The 16,804-nt window shown below is 38.3% G+C and carries 18 protein-coding genes; 2 read left to right on the top strand and 16 right to left on the bottom strand.

Features of this window, described 5'->3' with window-relative positions; translation table 11 throughout:
* Positions 1-19 precede the first annotated feature (19 nt).
* From H5118_RS01085 to H5118_RS01115, 7 genes are all read right to left on the bottom strand, one after another.
* The gene (locus H5118_RS01085) at positions 20-421 is read right to left on the bottom strand and encodes a hypothetical protein (protein ID WP_310736083.1); all 402 of its coding nucleotides are present in this window, start codon (positions 419-421) and stop codon (positions 20-22) included.
* A gap of 262 nt (positions 422-683) precedes the next feature.
* Positions 684-860 (bottom strand): hypothetical protein, encoded by a 177-nt coding sequence (locus H5118_RS01090; RefSeq protein ID WP_171972314.1) that lies wholly within the window; start codon positions 858-860, stop codon positions 684-686.
* Positions 861-1,486: 626 nt separating this feature from the next.
* A complete protein-coding gene (locus H5118_RS01095) occupies positions 1,487-1,891 on the bottom strand; it encodes a GNAT family N-acetyltransferase (RefSeq protein WP_024599991.1) in 405 nt (134 codons plus the stop codon).
* 67 nt (positions 1,892-1,958) lie between these two features.
* Positions 1,959-2,342 carry a hypothetical protein gene (locus H5118_RS01100; RefSeq protein ID WP_024607231.1) on the bottom strand — a complete coding sequence of 128 codons (384 nt, stop codon included), beginning with the start codon at positions 2,340-2,342 and terminating at the stop codon, positions 1,959-1,961.
* Positions 2,343-2,441: 99 nt separating this feature from the next.
* Entirely contained in the window at positions 2,442-3,119 is a 678-nt protein-coding gene (locus H5118_RS01105) for a hypothetical protein (RefSeq protein WP_182747429.1), read from the bottom strand.
* A gap of 547 nt (positions 3,120-3,666) precedes the next feature.
* Complete coding sequence (locus H5118_RS01110; RefSeq protein WP_182747431.1) at positions 3,667-3,918, bottom strand: Rho-binding antiterminator; 252 nt, start codon at positions 3,916-3,918, stop codon at positions 3,667-3,669.
* A gap of 10 nt (positions 3,919-3,928) precedes the next feature.
* Entirely contained in the window at positions 3,929-4,768 is an 840-nt protein-coding gene (locus tag H5118_RS01115) for a DUF417 family protein (protein ID WP_182747433.1), read from the bottom strand.
* A gap of 286 nt (positions 4,769-5,054) precedes the next feature.
* Between H5118_RS01115 and H5118_RS01120 the strand changes: the two genes are divergently transcribed.
* Both H5118_RS01120 and H5118_RS01125 read left to right on the top strand, forming a co-directional pair.
* Positions 5,055-6,521: a DASS family sodium-coupled anion symporter gene (locus H5118_RS01120; protein ID WP_182747436.1), complete on the top strand. Its 1,467-nt coding sequence runs from the start codon at positions 5,055-5,057 to the stop codon at positions 6,519-6,521.
* Positions 6,522-6,946: 425 nt separating this feature from the next.
* Positions 6,947-7,216 (top strand): GNAT family N-acetyltransferase, encoded by a 270-nt coding sequence (locus H5118_RS01125; RefSeq protein WP_310736085.1) that lies wholly within the window; start codon positions 6,947-6,949, stop codon positions 7,214-7,216.
* A 2-nt stretch (positions 7,217-7,218) separates the two neighbouring features.
* Here H5118_RS01125 and H5118_RS01130 read toward each other — a convergent pair whose 3' ends face one another.
* The 9 genes from H5118_RS01130 to H5118_RS01170 all read right to left on the bottom strand — a co-directional run bounded on the left by H5118_RS01130 (position 7,219) and on the right by H5118_RS01170 (position 16,647).
* Complete coding sequence (locus H5118_RS01130) at positions 7,219-7,854, bottom strand: trimeric intracellular cation channel family protein (protein WP_004334621.1); 636 nt, start codon at positions 7,852-7,854, stop codon at positions 7,219-7,221.
* A gap of 578 nt (positions 7,855-8,432) precedes the next feature.
* A complete protein-coding gene (locus H5118_RS01135) occupies positions 8,433-8,834 on the bottom strand; it encodes a hypothetical protein (protein ID WP_182747438.1) in 402 nt (133 codons plus the stop codon).
* A 135-nt stretch (positions 8,835-8,969) separates the two neighbouring features.
* Positions 8,970-9,566 (bottom strand): RDD family protein, encoded by a 597-nt coding sequence (locus tag H5118_RS01140; RefSeq protein ID WP_182747440.1) that lies wholly within the window; start codon positions 9,564-9,566, stop codon positions 8,970-8,972.
* Positions 9,567-9,702: 136 nt separating this feature from the next.
* Positions 9,703-10,437, bottom strand: coding sequence for a DUF5020 family protein (locus H5118_RS01145; protein ID WP_154902967.1), 735 nt, complete (start codon positions 10,435-10,437; stop codon positions 9,703-9,705).
* A gap of 29 nt (positions 10,438-10,466) precedes the next feature.
* Positions 10,467-11,843, bottom strand: coding sequence for a uracil-xanthine permease family protein (locus H5118_RS01150; protein WP_182747442.1), 1,377 nt, complete (start codon positions 11,841-11,843; stop codon positions 10,467-10,469).
* A gap of 74 nt (positions 11,844-11,917) precedes the next feature.
* Positions 11,918-12,985 (bottom strand): BMP family ABC transporter substrate-binding protein, encoded by a 1,068-nt coding sequence (locus tag H5118_RS01155; RefSeq protein WP_182747444.1) that lies wholly within the window; start codon positions 12,983-12,985, stop codon positions 11,918-11,920.
* 72 nt (positions 12,986-13,057) lie between these two features.
* Positions 13,058-13,984, bottom strand: coding sequence for an ABC transporter permease (locus H5118_RS01160; RefSeq protein ID WP_182747446.1), 927 nt, complete (start codon positions 13,982-13,984; stop codon positions 13,058-13,060).
* A gap of 3 nt (positions 13,985-13,987) precedes the next feature.
* Positions 13,988-15,091, bottom strand: a complete 1,104-nt coding sequence (locus H5118_RS01165) for an ABC transporter permease (RefSeq protein ID WP_182747448.1) — start codon at positions 15,089-15,091, stop codon at positions 13,988-13,990.
* A complete protein-coding gene (locus H5118_RS01170; protein ID WP_182747450.1) occupies positions 15,088-16,647 on the bottom strand; it encodes an ABC transporter ATP-binding protein in 1,560 nt (519 codons plus the stop codon). Before H5118_RS01170 ends, H5118_RS01165 begins: the two co-directional genes overlap by 4 nt.
* Positions 16,648-16,804: the final 157 nt, after the last annotated feature.

A 16,804-nucleotide genomic window follows, 5' to 3' on the forward strand; every position in this document is an offset into this window, starting at 1 on the left:
CAGCTGTTTTTGCTCTGCTTTACGATTTTTTATTATGCTTAATTATTTTACTACGTAATTGAACCCCAAGTAACGTCCCTAATAAAACAGCAATAACATGCAGCAAAGCCGAAACCAAATATACTAAAGGCTCCATTGATATCTCTAATAAAATGTATAGTAAGGCACCGACACTTAGATCAATAAACCAATAAACCGCCGCAACTAAAAAGGCTTGTTTATACGGACTCACTGTTTGCTTATAGCCTAGGTAACAATAAACGATTAAAGAGGTTACAAATCCGAGGACGTAATAAGTAAAAGTTAATGAGGTACTTTGAGTCATTTCATCAAAGCCAACAATCTTTGTTGCTATTGTTGATAAAGCAACTAGCAATAAATACAAGCCTAATGAAAAGAGTACTATCCTAGAGTATTTCACGATAATCCTTTAGTAATAAAACGAGGCTGCAGAATAACTTCTATAGCCAAATTCAATTAATTAGTTTCTTTAATTAACTCTAAGCACTTTAATACAATGTGTAATAAATGTATTACCCATTAAACAGGTTGTTTTCTTAAAAAGAGTAATTCTACAATCTCAACGCCCGCATAAGGGGCTGATAATAACTTGTCGTAATATGTAGCAAAAAGAACTAAGCAAACAGTTAGTAGTCGCTTGTTAGTAGTTTATACCACTAACCTCACGTAGAAATTTTTAATAAAAACAAACCTAACCCGCCGAATAAAGTTAAAAATACCACCAACATTATAATCAGCGTTTTGGATTCACCTAATGATTGCATTAATCCCATTTCAGTCGGTAATACTTGCTCAAGCAGACTTGGCTGTTTAATTTTGTTTTTTTGACCTCTATCCATAATACACATTCCATATAACTAATACTGCTAACGAGCTTGTAAATTAACTCGTTTTTTATTTGTTTTTATTGATAAACAAACCATAGCTGAGTTCCTATTTTGGTTCAATCTTTTACTGTATTTCACGTGGAATATAAAAAGAGTTAGCTGTTGTTTTAATTGGCGTTTTGGAAGGAGTTACGAGTGCTTGAGTGTCTTTATTTTAGGTTAAAAGGGCTTTCCCTTTTCAGTACATCGTGTTTTGCAGCTTTTCTATATTATGAACAGGGCAATACAGTTGCCATTGCGTAAAATAAAGGCATTCACATTCGTTTTACCCAGTAAGGTCAATTTATTCATATCTTTATTGACCGTATTATTCCGATTTTTATTTAAAGGAAAGCAGACTTAACAAAGCCGAGTTGTTTACCATTTTTTAATAAAAATTGTTGTCGTATATCGGGCTACCTATTACTACTTTCATCTTGTCAACGTAGCTCAGCTTTTTTGCGTGATGCACTTTCATGGATTAAACCTAACTCACTGCTATCATTAATTATTTCCGTAAAGTTAGAATGGGTGTCATCCTAACTTTTAGCGCTTGCTGCCCACTTCAGCGCGTGTTGTTATATGCCGCTTTAAACTTACTATAAAGCAACTTCCATTTTAAAGTAAGAAACATCAGCCTTATAAAAACGTTCCCCGTATGGCTGCATACCGAAACGCTGATAGAAACTTAAAGCTGATTCTCTAGCATCACACCAAAAAAAATTTACAACCGTATTATTAAGAGAGTGAAGAATAAACTTTAGCATTTGAGAGCCAATGCCTTGCCCTTGATAATCAGTTTTAGTAGCAAATTTACGTAGGCGAGCTTTATCTGATTTTATGTATACGGAGGCAACACAAACAAGCTCGTCATTAACAAAGGCACCAAAATGCATTGCGTCATGATCGCCATCAACATGGCAATATTCAGGAGGTTTGTTTGGCCAAAGAACACTTTGTCGAAGCGGGATTGTTTGCTCCCAGGAAATATTGCGAATTTCCATATGATTTTGCAGAGCCCCCATAGGCTTATAACGAGCCTGTAGATTAACTCGTTTGTTATTTGTTTTGTTAGGATACGCGTACTACCACTGGCTCTTTGTGTGTAATGACATGAATAAAGTCCATACCTGTCATTACTGAATAATGCTTGAGACCCCAATTTGGCCTAGTATCCATGACTAAAGTTTTATGACCAACATAGTCTAATAGCGAAGACTGAGAATAAACACCCACGATTCCAGAGTCTCTATACTTGTGATAATCGTTGAAATGATCACATTCATCGTAAAGTGCAAAATACTGAACATCATTAAATGAAATCAAATAATCAACAACTTTATCTTCATCAATCTTTGTTGATAGTGTTAGCGTCAGTAACTGTTCTCTATAGCTAAGATTATCCATATACCAATTCTGGTAACTTTTAGCGATGTCATCGATGCTACTAATCATGAAAGTATCCTAACACCGCAATATGCGGACTAAAATGGTTAGCTATACTTAGTGGGCACAAACAAAAGCCAACTGTTTTTGTTCCGTTTAATTGCATAGTTAGAGCTCAGCTACCGAGTAACATTCATTGTGATCATACTCTATTACATTTTGAATAAATTTAAACGCTTCAAAAAAACTAGGATCATAATAAGACACTGAATTGATCTGTGAGTCAAAATGTGTTTTATTTCTGCGAGACTTTAGGCTTTCAAGCCCCCTTTTGATGGTATCGCTAGGATTAAGAAGTTTTAGGTATTTATCTGATGTTAATAGTGATGCGTTGAGTGAATTCGGTCTAAAAACTGTCCCTACCGTAACTTCACTAATATTAATCGGCTTCCTTTTTTGTTTATTTCCCAAGCTCTTCGTTTTACTTTTATCTTTATCTATAACATGAACAACAAAACCGCTTCTTAGCAAGCAGGAATTAATATATTGTTCAAACGCTGCAAACATTATTAAGTCATCAGCAAATCCGTTATAGCATTTAGACCTTTTCACTCCGACCTCAAACAACTTAAATGAATTCTCTTCGAATGTTCCTACCCCATTGTTCAGTTCTTTATCTTGCTTTCTAAATTCTGAATCTAGGTTTTCCATCTCTAAAACCTTTCCATATATGTCCGCTTTTTTCAGCAACCTGTATGCATTGTTCAATGCAATTAATCCTGCGGATTTAAGAACACTTTCATCTTGACTAATATACGCTTTATGAATTTCTTCGTGATTAGGCAAAGTTACCTCCTAAAACAATACTACGTGAGCTATGACAACTTATCGAACTACACTTTGAGAGTTATACCCCCCAAAACGGCGTTTATTACATAGCTCAATAATTCCACTAAATAACTTTAATGTAAACAAGTGATTAGGCATGTTATAAAAAGGCCTTTGTTATTTTTCACCAAAACGACTTTTAATAATGTTATTGGACAAAATTAAAATAGCTGTTTATTTAAACAGCAGGCTCTGTAAGTTAGCTTTATTTATGTAGCTACCTTTTACGACCATAATTAACAAACACACGATGACCAAGCGCCATATATGGACATATAAAGGCTTACTTATTACAGAATAAGCATTTTTATACGCTTTAATAGTTGGCGTTTAGCCTTATTCGGTGGAAAAACTCGAGTTAAGAACAAAAGAAAGTTGCAGGAAGATTTTGGCTTTATGTATTTAGCGCGTAATTAGCTAACGTACTGGTTAGATAAGCGAGCCTTAACATATTAATGATACAGGCTCGTTGAGATGTTTATAATAAAACGAATGAATGAGGTGTTTACTTTATATCAAAGTTCACGTGGTCAAAGTATGGATTTTGTTCACGCGCTTTAAGTACGCTGATTGTAGTTAGCACAATGAGTTTCAACTCGCTATTTACATTAAAAACTATGCACTCGTCTCTATTAGCATTGCGTTTTGTGTCAGTTGCTACGCCACATACACCATCACCATTTTTTAATATAAGCTCAATGCTTAAATGGTGCATACAAGCAATTTCGATGTAGTCGTATTGGTTGCAACTGATCATAACGCTCTCTTTATTTAGTCGGCTTAAAAATCATTAAAAAAGCAATAACAACAAGGTTGGCTATATACCACAAATCTTTAATTACAAATTGCCCTAAACGCTCCAATAAAGTGGAAGAACTAAATGCACCGGTGGCGGTAATTAAGAATGTTTGGGTCATCATAAATACACTTAAACACGCTAAGCCACTTATAATAATTAGCTTTTTATTATTTAAAAATAGCCCTAAGCCCAATAACACAGCAAATAATACATCAAACCCGCCAATCATGTTAGACGCGCCTTGTACGCTAAATACCGTGTATAACCACGACATAAACGGTGAAGTTTCTACTAAACTTACAATGCCTTTTGCTTCAAACTCATAAAACTTCATGCCGCCAATCCACAATAAAACCATGGCAACAGGTATAAAGTTTAAAAGTACGTGTTGTTTGTCGGTAAGTTTGTCTTTATAAAATAAAAACAAATACAAAGGCACTACAGCAAAGTATTTAATTATGCCCTGCCCACTACCAATGATTGGAAAGCCGCCAAATTGAGCCATCCAACGGTTACTGGCAAACAAGGTAAGTAATGCAACTAAACTTATAATTGCTGCAAGTAAAAGTGCTGGTGTAGGTTTCATTAATTTAAGGCGAGCGAGCACGGTGGCAAACGCTAAGGCAATCATAAATGAGCCACTAATTAAACCTAACGCAGATACAGACATTAGCGAATCAACGCCGTAAAAGCTAAATGTAGCCGTTAACGTATTAGGGTTTGCTCCTAACGCAAACGATAAGCCAAGTAACAAAAAGCTACTCGCTAATAAAAAAGTAATCACGTTGTTGGTTAATTTTAAGTTCATTGTATTTCCAAGTATTCGTTAAGACTTACAAAGACCTTGCTAGTCGATAAAACAATTCAAGCTAACTCTTAAAAATATAAGAGTTGATTAAGCACAACGTAAGCTCTCATAGGGTAATGTAATCAATCACTTTAGTTTATGGTTTATTACCTCTTTATTAATAAAATTAAATAAGTCTAATATTCATATGATGTGCGTCATCTTTTTTATTATTAAATGAAGTAGAATAACGTCGCCTTTTCAATAAACAGAATGCATGCATTTCTAAAACTTAGGGACATTTTTAATGAAGGGTACTGATATTCGAGTTACCTCTGGACTGATTTCTATAGCCATTGTTTTACTACTTTGGTTTGCTGTACCGCCTCCGCAAGGTGTTACCGAAAACGCATGGCATTTGCTCGCTTTATTTATTGGTACTGTAGTTGCCATTATTGGTAAAGCAATGTCTATCGGCGCCATTGCTATTTTAGCTATTACTTCTGTTGCGTTAACCGGCGTAACTAATGACAGCCCATCTGGCGCTATTAAAGATGCATTAAGTGGCTTTTCTAATTCATTAATTTGGTTGATTGGTATTGCCATTATTATTTCTCGGGGTTTAGCTAAAACTGGTTTGGGAAATCGTATTGGCTATAATTTTATTTCTCTTTTTGGTAAAAAAACAGTTGGTATTGGCTATGCACTCGCACTTTCTGAACTTGTTATAGCGCCTGTAACGCCAAGTAATACCGCGCGAGGCGGCGCTATTATTCACCCAATTATGAAGTCGATAGCAACAAGCTTTGGCTCATCCCCTGAGGAAGGCTCCTCTCGTAAAATTGGCCACTACCTTGCTTTAGTGAGTTACCATATAAACCCTATTACATCAGCTATGTTTATTACCGCCACGGCTCCTAACCCGCTAATTGTAAAGCTGATTGCTGATGCTACTGGTGCAAATATTAGTATTACTTGGAGTACGTGGGCGCTGGCAGCGCTTGTTCCTGGTTTGCTATGTATTGCCCTTGTGCCTTTGGTTGTTTATGCCATTTACCCACCTGAAGTTAAAAGTACGCCCGACGCTAAAACCTACGCAGAATCTAAATTAACTGAAATGGGCCCAATGAGTTATGGCGAAAAAATAATGGTGGGAGTTTTTGCCATGCTGCTTGTTTTATGGGCCGGCGTACCTGCAATGATTTTAGGGGCTGACTACGCAGTTAATACAACCGCAGTGGCTTTTTTAGGTTTGTCGGTTTTATTAGTGACTGGTGTATTAAGCTGGGACGATGTACTTAAAGAAAAGTCAGCGTGGGATACCGTTGTTTGGTTTTCTGCATTAGTAATGATGGCCACTTTTTTAAATAAACTAGGTTTGGTAACGTGGTTTTCAACACTTGTTGAGAGCAACATTGCGCAACTGGGCTTTGACTGGATTGTATCGGCTATTATATTGGTAGCTGTGTATTTTTATGCTCATTACTTTTTTGCCAGTACCACAGCACATATTACTGCTATGTTTGCCGCATTTTACGCCGCAGGTTTAGCGCTTGGCGCTCCGCCTTTATTTTTAGGTTTACTGTTAGCTGGCGCTTCATCACTCATGATGTCGTTAACGCATTACGCAACAGGCACATCTCCCATAGTGTTTGGCTCAGGCTATGTATCGTTAAAAGACTGGTGGGTAATGGGCCTTATAATGAGCGTTATTAATTTAAGTGTATGGGGAATTATTGGCGGGCTTTGGTGGAAAGCACTTGGGTATTGGTAGTCTTGCCTTTGTTAGTTTGGCTTGCACATTTAATACTGCGCACTTATTTTAGTTCGTTCTACAAATATAAACATTGAGGCTGTTGCAAGGGAGCACTATGGTTTTTAAATTTATAAAGGCAGCATATTCAGACCAAGACTACTTATTAAGCCTCAGAAAACTAACTATGGTAGAACACTTAGAAAATGCCGGGTTATTTTTAATACCAATTCGCTTAATTAAGTGATCTATTTTGAGGCTGGAAAAACGTGTTGATAGCTAGGCAAAAAATTCGCTATTTAGTTGTTCTAAATGAGCATTTTTTAACGCAGCTAGCGACACGTTTAGCCCCGCAAAATGATTAAGTATTATTGCGGATTGGTATAACAGATCAACAGCATGTTTTAAGGCTTAATGATCAATATGACTGATCCCATCTTATAGTTATAAATGAGGTACCAATTGGTACTTTAAAATACCAAACACACGCTCAATACGTTGAAATAATGCAATTACAAATACATCCATTGCACCAAAATAAAGGGTATGGGAAAGCGGTTATTGAACAAGTTATTACAAATGCGCAGTCAAAACCCATTAAACTCACCGTGCTTAAAAACAACCCAGCATTAGGACTTTATAAGCGGCTGGGTTTTACTATAACGGATGAGGATAATTACGAGTACCACATGCAAACGCGAGCTACTCGTAGCTAAAATTAGTCGCTTTGATCTCTGAAGTCTTTTTTTCTGAAAATAGTTAAATGCCAACCCCAATGCAAAGAGCCTAATCTTAAAAAGATAGTCGTGAAAAATGAGCCTAAAATACACCAAATGTAATCTACATTAAGGCTAAATAAAGCAGCATAGACTGCACCACCCGCTAAACACGCAGAGGCGTATGGTTCGCTGCGCATAACAGTTGGTACCTCACGGCAAATTACGTCACGTATTAAACCACCAAATATACCTGTAGTGATACCCATGGTAATTGCGACCACCATACCAGAGCCATTAATGAGTGCTTTTTCTATCCCCATAATATTAAATAACGCCATACCCACAGCGTCTACTAATAAAAAGTAGTAATTATTAACGCGCGGTAAATATCGAATAAATGCAATTGTTGCTATAACGGCCCCATAGGTTGAATATAAATACTCTGGGGTAGCAATCCAAAATACTGGTTTGTTTAAAAGTATATCTCTGAGGGTACCGCCCCCTAGTGCAGTAACGGTTGCAACCACTACGACGCCAAAGCCACTAATGTTTTTTTCATACCCAAGCAATGCCCCTGCAACAGCAAAAAATGCAACACCGAGTAACCCTAGTACCATAAAGTATTCAGCAGTCATGGTAATTCCTTTTTAAAGTTTATTAGGAGCTGTATCAACTTACGTGCCAAAAAACTGAGTAAATATAAATAAACCCACAATTTAAGTGACTGAAATTTATAAGCTTATTTCATTTATTAAAAAACGTTAGCTATGTGGTATTTAGTGAAGGATTAACAAGAGTAATTATTTTAATTATGGGTAGTTTTTACACGTTAAAGTACAGAGGGATTTTGTTAAAGAGTTGCAGTCGAGCGCTTTTAAATTTTAAGCAAAAATTAAATGAACAATAAAGCTATTACCAATATTACAAAAATAATGGGCAATAATGCATGTTGCCAGTTTTGTTCTTTATTTTGATTATAGAGTGTTTGCATTGAGCTTTTATCATTATTGGTAAAACTATGCTGGCACTGCATACAGTTTTGGGCTTTTATGCTCACCCAAGTACCACATTTAATACATGCGTAACGCCTCGACAGTTTATCAAACTCGTTTGTTTTCCTAAATATTCTCATTTATCACCTCATTGATTTTCGCCGCGGTAAGAAAACCAGTGAATAATATATGCTCTTTAAATTCATTGTTACTTCTTTACTTTATTCAATAATTTTTACATTTGGAATGTTTTGTAAAAGGTAGGATTTTAAAGATTCAAACGCATCTTTATTGAAAATAAACTCAGTTGTTTTACCATCAACTTGATTATATGGTAGTGCAAATATACCGTGCCTCTTAGTTTTGTCGATGACAACTTTGTTAATATCGTTAATATTAAACACTTGCTTATAAACGTATAATATTTGCCCCTCAACGCGTACAGCCTTTAACGGGCTTTGCTCAACATTGCGCGAACGAATAAACACAAAATATAAAATAACGGGAAATAAAAACAGGTTAAGCGCTTGCAAACTAAAAGGCTTATCTATCAATACAATATATGTTGAGTAACAAATTAAAGAGGCCGCTAGTGCTAAAATTAGCTGTGTGTTGTTTTTCATAATCATCCTTGGTTACTAGTCAAAAAAATCGGTAAGGTTTTTTAATTATATTACCAATTTAGTGAAATACGCCATTTTGTAACTTTTGCTAATCAAACTTAAATCCGGGCAAAGCTGCCATAATTAATATCCTGATTAATCTACATAACTCACTTTTGTTCCCGCTAAATGATCATGTAAACATCGTTTATCTTTTCCAAATATAAATAATGGATTAACAAAACCAGCTATAAACTGACCTACCGAAGGGACAAGTGATAATAGTTGCATACAAAGCATGCGTTTAAAGTAAATTGTAGTAAAGCTTGCTTGTGTACCATCTAAATTTTCAATACGGATAGACATTAAAGATTTACCAATTGTTTGTCCGCGTTGGTACATAAGGTAACCATGAAGTACTAACGTGCTTAATATGCCATAACCTAGCAAACCTGCAGATAAACTAAGTGTTGGTTGGCTTAAATTATCAAACCCTACGAGCATGAATACAGGTATAAAACAAACAACACCTAAAACGCCATCAGCAATAGCAGCCACTAGCCTATCTGAGCGCGTTGCTTTTTCTCCTGCTACTTTTGATACAATATTTTCAGATGGGCTCTGTGCTTCTCGCGTTTTAATTAAGTCGTCTATTTCTTTTGCTCGATCTGGGTAGGCTTCGCGATCTATAGCGCTCGCTGATGAGTAAAGCTCATCTAAAGTGTAGGTAGAAAAATCTATTTCAGAGTCCATGAAAAAATCCATATAGCGTTATTAAAAAGTAATCTAACACAACTAATTTAAGCTATTCAATTATTTAAGATTATCAAATAAAAAAGCTACTAAAAAGTAGCCTTTAATTATTAATTAAATACCATTCAATTTGCTGTTAAAAATGCCATTTAACTAGCAAGTTTGGATTATGTTCGGTTTGACCATCTACACCAAATTTATTTTTCCAATAAACATACTCAATACCCACATCAAGGCGGCCTGTATCTAAGCCGAGCATAGGGGCAATATTGTATTTAATCTGCGAAGTAAAGTTAAAGCCACCTTCACTTTTACCAAACATTGTGTCGGTGCTATCTACAATATCTAAAAAGCCATCGTATCTAAAGTTACCTTTGTTGTAGCCCCACGTGACTGTTATTTGGTTATTATCTTCACGTTGAATACCTATATCATCTTGAAAACGACGATAATAAGCCACATTAAAATATTGAAAGCCAGGTACATCAAGTGATACACCGCCCCCTAATAAATAGTTATTTTGATCCGTATCTCCCGAGCCATACTCTGTTTGTAGGCCTAAAAACACCTCTTTAACAAAGCTATTTTGTGGCTTGTAAAGAGTAGGGTTTATGTTTAGCTCACCGTACACTTCATCGGGATTACTTAGCCTATCCATAAAGAAGAACGTACTGCCCCAAGTATGCCCCGATGCATGCTCTATAGTAACAACACTTCTATCATCTTCCTCCCCTGAAAACGGCTCTAGGTAGTCGGCTCCTGTCATTGCGGTAATACTAAAATCAGACCAAAGCTCTTTAGCCGATACACCTGTTGAGCACATTGCAATTGCAGTTACTAATGCTAATTTTTTTATTGTTTTGATTTTCATTGTTAATCCCTTTTATGATTTTTATTAGTTTAGTTAAGATGATCCGTACTTGCTGAGTAATTTTCTGGTAGTACCAACGTCATTATTATTGCGGTGATACCCGACACCGTCACTGCACTACCAAATATGGCAGTAACTAACTTAGGTGCGTTTGCAAACAACTCCGGTACAAAACTAACACCTAGCCCGAGCCCCAAACTCACCGCAATAATAAGTAAACTTCTGCGATTTATTTTTTCGCTGGCGAGTATTTTGACCCCAGCGGCTGCTACGGTGCCAAACATTACAAGCGTTGCACCGCCCAAAACAGGTTTAGGTATATTTTGTAATACAGCGCCAATCACAGGAAACAAGCCAAGAATAATTAAAATACTGCCTATCCACAGGCCAATATATTTGCTGGCAACTCCAGTTAGCTGAATAACGCCGTTGTTTTGACTAAAAGTAGTATTAGGAAAAGTATTAAATAAAGCGGCAATCATCGAGTTAACACCATCACCTAAAATACCGCCGCGAATACGTGCTAAGTAACTAGGTCCTCTAACAGGTAACTTAGAAACCGCACAATTGGCAGTAATATCGCCTGTCGATTCAATTGCAGTAATAAGGTATAAAAAACCAAAGGCTATGAGTGCACCAAAATCAACATTAAAGCCGTATTTAAAAGGCAGTGGGATAGCAATTAGGTCAAATTCACCTAATTTAAAATTAGCGATACCTAATACAAACGCAAGTAACCAGCCAAGTATCATTGCAACTACCACAGCCGTTAGCCTCACCCATTGGTTTTTACTTGCATTAAGCAGCACCACTAAAGCCACAACCGAAAAACCAACAATTAAGTTGCTCGTTGAAGCAAATTTTTCAGGCATATTAGTAAGTAGCCATTGCCCGCCACCTATATCAGTCATACCTACTTTAATTAGGTAAATACCAATAGTAGTGATGACCACACCAGTAACTACTGGCTTAATTATTTTGCCTAATTTACTAATAAAAAAACTAATAAATACTTCAACAAAAGCGGCCAAAAAGCACACTGCAAATATAGTGGCAAGGACCTCGTCGTTATTGCCTCCGGTGGCTTTAACGGTAAAGCCTGTTGCTAAAATAGTCCCTAAAAAGGCAAAGCTTGTACCTTGCACACATATTAATCCTGAACCCACAGGGCCAACACGCCGCGCTTGTATAACCGTGCCCACACCAGATACAAATAATGCCATACTAATTAAATATGGTATTTCAGCAGCTAAACCAAGCACACCGCCAATAATAAGCGTGGGTGTAATAATACCTACAAAGCTTGCGAGTACGTGCTGTAGTGCGGCAAAAAATGATTCAGTTACGCCTGGTTTGTCATCAACTGCATATATAATATCGTCAGACGAGCTTGTATTTATTGACATACAAACCTCTACGTTTTGCAAGTTAGCCACTGTATTTGTCTAAGTGATTAACTCATTGTTATTGCGTTAACCGCTTATTTAAGCTGCCCTTCAACGCCCTCAACATAAAAATCCATACCCAACAACGTTTTGTCGTCTATTGTTTTACCCGCATCAATAATCAGCTCACCTTGCTGATTTTTTATAGGGCCAGTAAATGGATGAAATTCACCTTTACCAATTTTGTCTGAAATCGCGTTCACTTCACTCACAACATCACTTGGAATGTCTTTACTTAGCGGCGCTAAGCGAGTCATCCCTGAGCCTATACCTTTCCATATATCTTGCGATTGCCATTTATCGTCAAGTACTTGCTGTACGCGCTCTGCATAAAATTCATCCCAATGATGAACCGCCGCCGTTAAATGTGCTTTTTTTCCGTATCCGCTCATATCTGAGTGGTAGCCAATAGCGTAAATACCAGCGGCTTGCGCTGCTTGAAGTGGTGCAGGCGAATCAGTATGTTGAGTTATAATATCAACGCCTTGATCTATAAGGCTATCGGCAGCTTCGCGCTCTTTACCCGGATCAAACCAGCTATTAACCCACACTACTTTTACTTTTGCATTAGGCTTAACTGAGCGCAGGCCAAGCGTAAATGCATTTATACCGCGTATTACCTCCGGAATAGGAAACGCAGCAATATAACCAATGCTGTCGGTTTTACTCATGTGCCCTGCAATAACACCTGTTAGGTAGCGTCCTTCGTAAATGCGATCAAAGTAAGTGCTTACGTTTTTTGCGCGTTTATAGCCTGTAGCATGCTCAAACTTTACATTAGGAAACCGTTTAGCCACTTTAAGTGTTGGGTTCATGTAGCCAAACGACGTGGTAAATATTAAATCGTGCCCGCTTTTAGCCAGTTGCGTAATAACACGCTCAGCATCGGCTCCTTCTGGTACGCTTTCAACAAAAGTAGTTTCTATTTTGTCGCCAAACTTTTCTTCAAGGTAGTGGCGGCTAGAGTCATGTGTATAAGTCCAACCGGCCTCACCTATGGGGCTTACATATACAAAGCCAACTTTTACGCTATCTTTTGCAATAGCAGATGCGCTTATGCCTAAACTCAATGCAACCCCGAGTGCTGTTATAAGTTTTTTCATTATTATTCTCCGTGTTATATTTTTAATATCCTGTTGAAGCAGGTGATTTACCTTATTGATTTTGTAATTAATTTAATGACCCTTGTGCCAAGACTTACCTAGCCACATGGGTTCGTACATTTTTAATTTTTGTTTATTTTTGCTGAGCATAATCAGTACTATAAGCGTTGCACCATAAGGCAACATGGCCAGTAAGTTAGACTCCACAGCCCACCCAAAAGCCTGTGCCACTAAGTGCATAATGCTGGCAAAGCCAAATAAATAAGCGCCAAGCATTACGCGCTCAATACGCCAGCTTGCAAACACCACTAAAGCAAGGGCTATCCAACCTCGCCCTGCCGTCATGTTTTGAGTCCAAAGTGGTGTATAAGCCAACGACAAATATGCGCCCGCAATGCCAGCCAGTGCGCCGCCAAACATTACGGCTAAATAACGTGTACGCATTACAGGTAATCCTAAGTTATTACCCACACTTGGGTTTTCGCCAATAGCTCGTACTGCAAGCCCTGCTCTGTGGTATTTAAAAAACAAATACGCACCAAGCACTAAACCCCAACTTAAATACACAATGGCGTCTTGCGAAAATAGCGCTTTGCCTAAAACCGGAATATGCTCAAACCCTGCAATTGCTAAAGTAGGTAACGCGTTAATGGTTTTTCCCTCATAGTCAGCACCTAAAAATGCCGAAAGGCCTGTACCAAAAATAGTCAGCGCTAAACCTGCCGCTACTTGGCTAGCATTTAAATTAAGTGCTACAAAAGCAAAAATAAGTGAGGCCATAACCCCGACCAAAGCTGCTATAGTAAAACCAATAAATAGGTTGTCGCATTGGTACATAGTTATAAACCCTGCCACCGCGCCTAAGAGCATCATGCCTTCTTGCCCTAAATTTAAGGTGCCGCTTTTTTCGCATACCATTTCACCCAGCGCCACCAGCAATAAGGGGGTGCCTGTACGAATAGTGGCGTATAAAATATTAGTAATTACATCTAATTCCATGATTTAAGACTCCTGTGCAATATGTATTGGCTGCGCTTTTTGTTGTTTAAATGGCAGCGAAAATTTAAGGCGATAAGTAATAAGCACATCGCACGAGAGTAAATAAAACAGCATTAACCCCTGAAAAATACCGGTTATAGCGTTAGGTAATCCCATGTTAATTTGCGCAAGCTCACCTCCCATATAAATAAGCCCCATTAATAAACCCGCAAACGTAATTCCTACTGGGTGGAGTCGCCCTAAAAAAGCAACAATAATGGCGGCATAGCCATAACCGGGTGATATTTGCGGAACCAGCTGCCCAATAGGCCCTGCTACTTCGCCCGCTCCAGCAAGCCCCGCCAAGCCCCCGCTAATAACTAGCACTCCGGCAATTAATAATGCTCGCTTGTAACCCGCCATTTTGGCCGCGGATGCATCAAGCCCAAGTACTTGTATTTGAAAGCCTATAAAGGTTTTACTAATAAAAACCCATGTGGCGCATAGCGCTAATAACGCAAACGCCAGGCCTAAGTGCAATCGAGTACCTTCGAATAAAACAGGCAATAACGTGCTATCGCCAAACAATGCACTTTCAGGAAAGTTATAACCGTGAGGATCTTTGAGTGGCCCATGAACAGCCCACAGCAATACATTTACTGCTATGTAGTTGAGCATTATGGTGACTAAAATTTCATTGGTGTTTAAACGCAGCTTCATAAAAGCAGCAAGCCCCGCCCACAACATGCCACCAGCAATACCAGCGAATAATGTAAGTGGCATTGCAAAAGCACTTGTTGAGTCAACAAAGTTAACGGCTACAGCACTTGCACATACACCACCAATAAGCAGTTGCCCTTCTGCGCCTATATTCCAAACCGATGCTCTATAACAAAGCGCTAAGCCATAGGCGCATAGCAAAATAGGAATGGTCATTACAAGTAGCTCTGTTACACCATACCAATCGGCAACAGGTGCTATAAGCAATGTATACAGGGCATTTAAAGGATCATGCCCTAATAAGGCAAACACCACGTAACCGGTTATTAATGTGAGTAAAATAGCTAAAACAGGAGAGAGATAGCTCCACGCTGGTGAGCGTTCAACACGTGGTTCTAACTTAATCATACGAGTGCCCCTTGTGGTGTGTGTACTTTAGGCTGGTTCTTAAAAACATCGCTAAAGTCGCCAGCCATCCACTGCCCTAACTGCACAAGCGGTACGGTATCGGTATTTAAAATAGGAGACAGTTTGCCATCACAAATTGCGCCAATGCGGTCGCAAATTTTATAAAGTTCGTCTAAATCTTCTGAAATAACGAGTACCGCACACCCTTCGTCGCGAAGCTTTAAAATAGCTTCATGTATCGCCACCTGTGCACCTATATCTACACCCCAAGTAGGGTGCGACATAACGAGTAGTTTTGGACTTTGCTCTACCTCGCGACCAATAATAAATTTTTGTAAATTACCACCTGAAAGGCTAGCTGCATGAGTGCGAAAACTTGGCGTTTTAACCTTGTATTTTGTAATGATTTTATTAGCAAGCTCAGTAATTTTTTGTTTTACTAAAAAGCCATTTTTAACTAGTCCACTATCAAAACTAGTAAGCAATGCATTTTGTGCCAAATCCATAGTGGGCACGGCTCCTCGCCCAAGCCTATCCTCTGGCACACATGCAAGCCCAAGGCGGCGCCTTTTTAGCGGGCACAGTGCATCAACTACGGTATTTTTAAATTTAATGGCGCTACTACTAGCTTGAATTTGTTCCCCCGAAAGCACTTTTAATAACTCTTCTTGTCCGTTGCCTGCAACACCCGCAATCCCCACTATTTCGCCTTGCTGTACTGCAAAGTTAATGTTTTTAAGGGGTGTTTCAAATAATGCTTGTGCGGCGGTGGTTAGATTATTAACGGTTAAAAAATCCGCAGTACCCAAAGCTCTGCGAGTTTGGTTACTAATTGGCGTGTTGTCGCCTACCATCAGCCTAGCAATTGACTCACTAGTTTCGTTTTTAGGAATACAATGCCCGCTTACTTTCCCGCCTCTCAAAATGGTCGCACTGTCACATAGCTCAATCACTTCGTGCAGTTTATGGCTGATAAACAGCACAGAGCAGCCTTCTTTTTTAAGTGACTTTAGGGTTTTAAATAATGCATCGACTTCTTGTGGAGTCAGTACTGAAGTGGGTTCGTCTAAAATAAGTAACTGAATATCTAATAATAAGCATCTAACAATTTCTACTCGTTGGCGCTCGCCAGTTGAAAGTGTTGATACCAGTCTATGGGGGTCTAATGGCATACCATAACGTGTTGATGTTTTCGTAATTCGACCCGCAAGCGTGCTGCTATGCCCTGCTAAATCACCTAACGCTAGTTCAATATTTTGGGCGACCGTAAGTGTTTCAAATAACGAAAAATGCTGAAACACCATTCCAATGCCTAAATCACGCGCATCAGCAGGCTCTTTTATATTCATTATACGGCCGTTGAAAAACATGTCCCCTTGGTCAGGTTTAATCACACCATAAAGCATTTTCATTAATGTGCTTTTACCTGCACCGTTTTCACCTAATAAAGCATGCACTTCACCATGCTTAATTTTTAAGGTTACGTCATTATTGGCTATACATCCGGGATACTGCTTTGTCATTCCCTGCATAGTAAGGCGGTATTTATTATTCATTATTAGGGCCTATTTGTACTTAATGAGCAATTTAGCCTACTCAAAACATCAACTGACCAACCGGTCAACAATGGCATGGTAACTGCAATATACTTACCAAGATGAAAAAGTATTTTTCTTACCCGTGCGCAAACAACAAGAAAAAACATACGCCAAG

This window comes from Pseudoalteromonas sp. SR41-1, assembly GCF_014164015.1.
Taxonomy (GTDB): Bacteria; Pseudomonadota; Gammaproteobacteria; order Enterobacterales; family Alteromonadaceae; genus Pseudoalteromonas; species Pseudoalteromonas distincta.